This is a genomic window from Pectobacterium betavasculorum, from assembly GCF_000749845.1.
Taxonomy (GTDB): domain Bacteria; phylum Pseudomonadota; class Gammaproteobacteria; order Enterobacterales; family Enterobacteriaceae; genus Pectobacterium; species Pectobacterium betavasculorum.
This window is the reverse complement of sequence record NZ_JQHM01000028.1, coordinates 1-8,160: the sequence shown is the minus strand read 5'-3', so window position 1 is coordinate 8,160 and position 8,160 is coordinate 1. Positions and strand designations below refer to the sequence as shown.

Sequence of the window (8,160 nt, the reverse complement as noted above, 5' to 3'; positions counted from 1 at the left end):
TGGTGCCGGATATGCGGGTGGCCATCTGCCTGCCGCGCGGCGTGGAAATGGTGGTGGCGGTGCTGGCGGTGCTGAAGGCGGGCGGCGCCTATGTGCCGATCGACCCGTCCTACCCTGACGACCGTATTGATTACATATTGGAAGATAGCCAGTCTCAGGTGTTGGTCACCCATGCGGCGCTATGGGCGGGGCGTACGGCGGGGATCGATATTCTCGACCCGGACAGTCTGGACGATAAATGGCCGGATACCAACCTTGATACGCTGGCGCTCGGGTTATCCCCTCACCATCTCGCCTATGTGATTTACACTTCCGGCTCCACCGGGAAACCCAAAGGCGTCATGATTGAACACCGTAATCTGTGCCATCAGGTTACCGCCCTACAGTTCCGTTATGAACTGAGCGAGCGTGACCGAATACTCCAATTCGCGCCCTTTACCTTTGATATGTCAGTGGAGGAGATCTTCGGTGCGCTCTGTTCCCGCGCTGTGCTGGTGTTGCGCACCGATGAGTGGGTTAGTGATGCATCGACATTTTGGCGGCTTTGCCGGCGCAACGCGATAACCGTCGTCAACTTGCCGGTGGTGTTCTGGAATACCTTAATTCGAGACATCGGCACGGCGATCCCAAACTGCGTTCGTCAGATCATGATAGGTGGGGAAGCCGTCAGCTATGAAGCGATTCAGTGCTGGTACGCCCGCGATGGTTGGCGCCCCACGCTGTTTAATGCCTACGGCCCGACGGAAGCGACGGTTAATGCCACGGTGCACCGCATCGAGCCGATTAATAACACGGGCTGTATTGGGCGTCCATTGGCCAATACTCGCGTATACGTTCTGGATAAAAACGGCGAGCCGGCATCGATTGGCGTGGCTGGTGAGTTGTTTATCGGCGGCGCAGGCGTGGCTCGCGGCTACCTGAACCGAGACGAATTGACGGCGGCTTGCTTTGTCGCCGATCCCTTCGTCAATCAGCCGGATGCGCGGATGTACAAAACCGGCGACCGGGTTCGCTGGTATGACGACGGTTCGCTGGAATATCTCGGTCGTAACGATCACCAGGTGAAAATTCGCGGTTTTCGTATTGAATTAGGTGAAATCGAGGCGCGGCTGCGCAGTCATGCGCAAGTGGCGGACTGTGTGGTTACGACATGGAGGGAAGGCAGCGCTGAAGCGCGGCTGGTGGCCTATTATCTGGCGCCTGAACCGCAGGATGCCGTCGAACTACGCGCATGGGTCGCCGGACAACTACCCGAATATATGCTGCCAGCGGCCTGGATCCATCTTGCCGCCTGGCCGTTGACGTCCAACGGTAAGTTGGATCGCAAGGCGTTGCCGGTGCCCGACATGGCCGCCTATGCGCTGCAGGGATATGTTGCGCCGCAGGGCAGTATTGAAACCACGCTGGCGACGCTGTGGGCCGACCTGCTGGAGGTAGAGCAGGTCGGGCGATACGACAACTTTTTTGCCCTCGGTGGCCATTCGCTGCTGGCGGTTCAGTTGCTGGCGCGGATGCGTCCTTTGGCACTGTATGCAGATGTTTCGACGCTGTTTAAGGTGCCAGTGCTGTCAGACTTCGCGCAGTCGGTGAGCGCCCAATCCGACTTGGCGGATGATATCCCAGAGAATCCACTGACAACGCCGCAGGCGCATATTGTGCCTGAGATGCTGCCGCTGGTTAAGCTTGGCCAGGAACAGATTGATGGCATCGTGGCGGCCGTGCCCGGCGGCGCGAAAAACGTGCAGGATATTTATCCGCTGACCTCGTTGCAGGAGGGTATACTTTTCCACCATCTGCTAAGCCCTGATAGCGATCCTTACGTCGAAATCACTACGCTGAGTTTTGCTGATCAAGATGCGTTAAAGCGCTTCCTCAACGCGTTGCAAACCGTGGTCGATCGCCACGATATTCTGCGCACCGCCTTTGTCTGGCAGGGGCTGGAGACGCCGCTGCAAGTGGTGTACCGCCGTGCCGTGCTGCCTGTCGTCGAGATCGCTAATTCGCGCGAATTGAGTTTGGATACGCACATCGATATACGGCAGGCGCCGCTGCTGCATTGCCGTGTATCCCGCGATCCCGCCGATGACCGGGTATCCCTTGAACTGCAAACGCATCAACTGGCGGTTGATCATACCGCACTCGATCTTATGGTGGCCGAAATCAGGGCGATTCTTGGCGGCGATACGTCGTCGCTGCTGCCGACCACGCCTTTCCGCCATTTTGTGGTTCACGCCCGCCGTGAAGCGCAGCGCGGCGATCATGAGGCTTTCTTTCAACAAATGCTGCAAGCGGTGACTGAACCGACGGCACCCTTTGGTCATACGTCCATTTCCGAACAACGCCGCGACGTTCAGTCGGCGCGTGTTTTGCTTGATGATAGGTTCGCCGCACAGTTGAGGAACGTGGCGCAGCGGTCCGGCGTAAGCGTGGCAAGCGTGTTTCATTTGGCATGGGCGTTGATACTGGCACGGACATCCGAAACTGATAGGCCGGTGTTCGGCACGGTACTGCTGGGAAGAACGAAAGGCGGGGAAGGCATCGAGCGGGCAATGGGCATGTTTATCAATACCTTGCCGATCTGCATCGATATACAGGGACAGACGGTCGTTCAGGCGCTGCGGCAGGCTCATCAACGTCTCGCCGGCCTGCTGGATCGCGAACATGCTCCGCTGGCGCTGGCGCAGCGTTGCAGTAGCGTGCTTCAGCCGACGCCGCTGTTCTCGTCGTTGCTTAACTTTCGCCACAGCCAGCATAGCCGTATTGCCGGCGTGGTTGATTTGTCCGGTACTGGTGCCGCTATGCTGACCACGAAAGAGCGTACTCATTATCCCTTCACCCTGAACGTTGATGATACCGGGCAGAGCTTTTTGGTTGAGGTGCAGGTATGCGGCCAGGTCGATCCCCAACGTCTTAATGATTATCTCCATAGCGCATTGAATTCGCTGGTTGCGGCGATCGAGGACGCGCCGGATACCTCGGTTCAGGCTCTGGCGATATTGCCCGATGCGGAAAAAAATACGTTGCTGCGCGAGTGGAACGCCACCGATGCCGATTATGCGCGCGGCGGTTGTTTTCATCTCCGTTTTGAGGCTCAGGCCGCGCGTACGCCGCAGGCGGTGGCGTTGATGTATGGCAGTCAGCGGCTGAGCTACGATGCGCTCAACCGGCGCGCCAATCAGTTGGCGCATGCCCTGATCGCATTGGGCGTGACGCAGAATGAGCGGGTCGCCATCTGCCTGCCGCGCGGGGTGGAGATGGTCGTAGCGATGCTGGCGGTGTTAAAGGCCGGCGGGGCTTACATCCCGATCGACCCGTCATACCCTGCGGAACGTATCGATTACATGCTGGAAGATAGCCAGCCGCACGTGGCGATCGTCGCCGATGATGACGGGCGCGGCGCGGCTCATGCGGCTCATATTATTAATCTGAACACCCCCGGTGATTGGACCGCAAGGTCGGAGAGTAATCCCGAAGTGTGCGCGCGCCATACCGACGCGGCGGCCTACATTATTTATACCTCGGGTTCGACCGGCAGGCCCAAAGGGGTCATGGTGGGACACCGGGCATTACTGAATCTGCTGTCGTCATTTGACGCACTGCTTGGTCTGACGGCCGGCGACCGCTGGCTGGCGGTGACGACTATCGCGTTCGATATTGCGGCGTTAGAGCTGTTTCTGCCGCTGCTCAGCGGTGCCGCAGTAGTGGTGGCCAGTCACGCTGAGAGCAGCGACCCTGCTTGGCTGGAGGATGCCATTCATCATTTGGGCATTACGACCATGCAGGCCACGCCGGCAACTTGGCGGATGTTACTCGATAACGGCTGGTCAGGACACTCGGCGCTGACCGCGCTGTGCGGTGGAGAGGCGCTGAATGGCGCGTTGGCCGTGCGGCTGAGCACCGCCGTAGACACGCTGTGGAATGTCTATGGCCCGACGGAGACAACCATCTGGTCAACCGCACAGCGGGTTGCATCTGATCTGAGTCCGCATGCGAACGTTCCGATCGGACGGCCTATCGCCAACACTCGGGTTTATGTGTTGGATAGCGCCAGGCAATTGGCGCCGGTGGGGGTTGCCGGTGAACTGTACATCGGTGGCGATGGCGTGGCTCAGGGTTATCTGAATCAGCCAGGGTTGACGACCGAGCGCTTTATTGATGACCCCTTTAGCGCCGTGCCGGGCGGTCGTCTGTACAAGACAGGTGATCGGGTACGTTGGCGTGACGACGGCGCGTTGGAATACCTGGGACGTAATGATCATCAGGTTAAAATTCGCGGTTTTCGTATCGAACTGGGTGAAATCGAAGCGCGGTTGCGCAGCCATGTCGATGTGGCTGACGCAGTAGTGGTGGCGCGGCGGGAGAGCGACGCGGACATGCGGCTGGTTGCTTACTACCTGTCGCCGCAGCCGCTGGCGGTCGCTGCGATGCGCGACTGGGTGGCCGAACAGTTGCCGGATTACATGCTGCCTAGCGCATGGGTTCACCTGCAAGCCTGGCCGTTGACGCCCAATGGTAAGCTCGACCGCCGTGCACTGCCCGCACCTGATTCATCCGCCTACCAGCGTCAGAGCTATGTTGCGCCGCAGGGCGGGACCGAAACGGCTCTGGCCGAACTATGGGGCGATCTACTGGGGGTAGCGCAGGTGGGCCGCGACGATCACTTCTTTGCCCTCGGAGGCCATTCACTATTGGCTATCCAACTACTATCGCGCATTCGCCGCGCACTGGGGCGGGAAATGACGCTAAACGCGCTATTTGCCCAACCGGTACTGGCAGATTTCGCGCAGAGCGTCGAGCAGGCGCCGCGCAGTATGCTGCCGCCGATTATGCAGGTCGACCGCGCCGCGCCGCTGGCGCTGTCGTTTGCTCAGCAGCGTTTGTGGTTCCTGATGCAATTGGAGGCGCGCGTCAGCGCAGCCTATCATATCGCCGGCGGCGTGATCTTGAGCGGCGCGTTGAACTGCGATGCGTTGCAGGCGGCGCTGGATCGGGTTGTCGTGCGCCATGAGGTGTTGCGTACCCGTTTCGTGGCGGTAAACGGCATCCCCAATCAGCAGGTTCATTCTGCGGAGCCGTTCTTGCTGATCCGGCATGATCTGAGAAATAGTCCCGATGCGGAGGAGGCCCTGCGCCGTCTGGCGCAAGATGAAGCGGCGATGCCGTTTGACGTCACGCAGGATGGGCCGATCCGCGGGCGATTGGTCCGGCTGGATGGACAGCGGCATGCGTTGCTGGTAACGATGCACCATCTTGTCTCCGACGGTTGGTCGCTGGCTCGTCTGATGGACGAACTGAATGTGTTATACCCGGCGTTTTGCGAGGGTGAAAACGATCCGTTGCCACCGCTGGCCATTCAATATGCGGATTACGCCGCCTGGCAGCGGCAATGGATGCAGGGCGGCGTGCTGCAAACGCAGCTCGCCTACTGGCGCGAACAGTTGGCGGATGTGCCGCCGCTGCTGGAACTGCCGACCGATCGGCCGCGGCCGGCGGCGCAGGACTATGTCGGAGGGCGGGTTGATTTTCGGCTGGATGCCGCGCTGACCGGCGAGTTGACGACGCTGGCGGCGCGTCATGGCGCCACGCTCTATATGACGCTGCTGACCAGTTGGGCGATATTGCTGTACCGGCTGAGTGGACAGGAAGATATCGTTATCGGCTCGCCAGTGGCCGGACGTACGCGCACCGAACTGGAGCCATTGATTGGCTTTTTCGTCAATACGCTGGCATTGCGTTGCCGGGTTGATGGCGAAGCGACGGTGGCAACGTTGTTGGGACAGGTAAAAGCGACCATGCTGGCGGCGCAGGCACATCAGGATCTACCATTCGAACAGTTGGTTGAGGCGCTCAACCCAACGCGCAGTCTGGCGCATAGCCCGCTGTTCCAGACGCTATTTATCTGGCAGGACGCAGCCGATGACGCTTTGCGCCTCAAGGGATTGACGGCCGAACCCTTTAGTGCCGGGCAGGTGACGACGCAGTTCGATCTGTCGATGATGCTGGGCAGTCGCGGTGATTGTCTTGAAGGTAGTATTGAGTACGCCAGCAGCCTGTTCGAGCGGGAAACGGTGGCGCGCTATGCGGAAATCTGGCAAGTACTGCTGCGGGCGCTGGTTCGTGACGAAGGTCTGGCGGTAGACCAATTGTTGCTGTTGACTAAGGCTCAGCGCCAGCAGGTATTGTATGAGTGGAATGCCACTCGCAAGGACTACCCGAACGATCGGTGTTTGCATCAGTTGATTGAGGCGCAGATCGTGCGTACGCCACAGGCGGTGGCGCTGGTGTATGACAATCGGCGACTAAGCTATGATGAGATGAACCGGCGCGCCAACCAACTGGCTCACGTCTTGCTGGCGCAGGGCGTTGGCCCGGATGTGCGAGTGGCGATTTGCCTGCCGCGCAGTCTGGAAATGGTAGTGGCAGTACTGGCGGTGCTGAAGGCGGGCGGTGCCTATGTGCCGATTGACCCGGCTTACCCGGTTGAACGCATTAACTATATGCTGGAGGATAGCGAACCGCGCGCGTTGATCGTCAGCGGGGATCTGCCTGCTCAACTGCCAGAGGGTGTTGTACTGATCGATCTGGCGCACGCCGATGACATTCGTCGGATGCCGGCGTCCAACCCTGACGGGCAGGGCGTGCAGCCGCATCATCTGGCCTACGTGATCTATACCTCGGGATCGACTGGTAAACCCAAAGGCGTCATGATAGAACACCGAGCCATCGTTAACCGCCTGATGTGGATGCAGGACGAATATCGGCTTGTCGGCGACGATGTGGTACTGCAGAAAACACCGCTGGGTTTCGATGTCTCGGTCTGGGAACTGTTCTGGCCGCTGATGGTGGGTGTGCCGCTGGTACTGGCGCGCCACGAAGGACAAAAAGATCCCGAGTACCTCGCGCAGCTTATCCAACGGCAGGCCGTCACCACCGTGCATTTTGTTCCCCCGATGCTGCAGGCTTTTCTCTCCTGCGACGCGGCTTCCCGATGCGATAGCCTGCGGCGTGTCATCTGTAGCGGAGAAGGGCTGGGATCCGCACTGGCGCGTCAGGCTATCGTCCGCCTGCCACTGGCGGCGCTCTTCAACCTATATGGACCGACCGAAGCGGCAGTTGATGTCACTGCATGGCCCGCGAGCGGCCGCGATATCTCGCCGGTGGTGCCGATTGGCCGCCCGATCGCCAATACCCAGACCTATGTGCTCGATGGCTTGGGACAGCCGGTGCCGGTGGGCGTGTCGGGTGAACTTTATCTCGGAGGGGTGCAACTGGCACGCGGCTACCTTAATCGAGCTGCGCTGACGGCGGCGAGCTTTGTCGCCGATCCTTTCTCCGGCGATCCTGAAGCGCGATTGTACAAGACCGGCGATCGGGTGCGCTGGCGGGCGGATGGCGTGTTGGAATACCTGGGGCGTAATGACCATCAGGTGAAGATTCGCGGATTTCGTATCGAGCTGGGTGAGATTGAGGTGCGATTGAGCGCCCATGATGCCATTGATGATTGCGTGGTCGCGGCTCGGCGCGAAGAGAACGGCGAGATGCGGCTCGTAGCCTATTATTTGGCCGGAGAGACTCAGGAGGCCAGCGAACTGCACGGTTGGTTGGCTGAAAAACTGCCGGATTATATGCTGCCGAGTGCATGGGTTCACCTGAAAGCTTGGCCATTGACGCCTAATGGTAAGCTCGATCGCCGTGCGCTGCCTGCGCCGGATTTGTCCGCTTACCAACGGCAGGCCTATACCGCACCGCAGGGTGAGGCCGAGGCGGGGTTGGCCGAATTATGGGCTGAACTCTTAGGGCTGGAGCAGATCGGTCGATATGACAACTTCTTCACCCTCGGTGGTCATTCACTGCTGGCGATCCAAATGGTGGCGAGGATCCGCCATACGCAGGGGCGTGAAGTGGCGCTGAGCGCGTTGTTTACTCAGCCAGTGCTGGCGGATTTCGCCGGTATTGTGGCACACGCGCCGATCTGTACTCTGCCGGCGATTACGCTGGTCGATCGCGCCGGACCGCTGGCGCTCTCCTTTGCCCAGCAGCGGCTGTGGTTTTTAACCCAGTTGGAGGCACGCGCCAGCGCCGCCTACCATGTCGCCGGCGGCCTGAAGCTGAGCGGCGAACTCGACCAGGAAGCGCTGCGGATGGCGTTGGATCGTATCG

The 8,160-nt window shown here is 59.9% G+C and carries 1 protein-coding gene; it reads left to right on the top strand.

Features of this window, described 5'->3' with window-relative positions:
- Positions 1–17: 17 nt before the first annotated feature.
- Positions 18–8,160 (top strand): non-ribosomal peptide synthetase (locus KP22_RS20770; protein WP_167333815.1); only part of this gene is annotated, 8,143 nt, incomplete at its 3' end.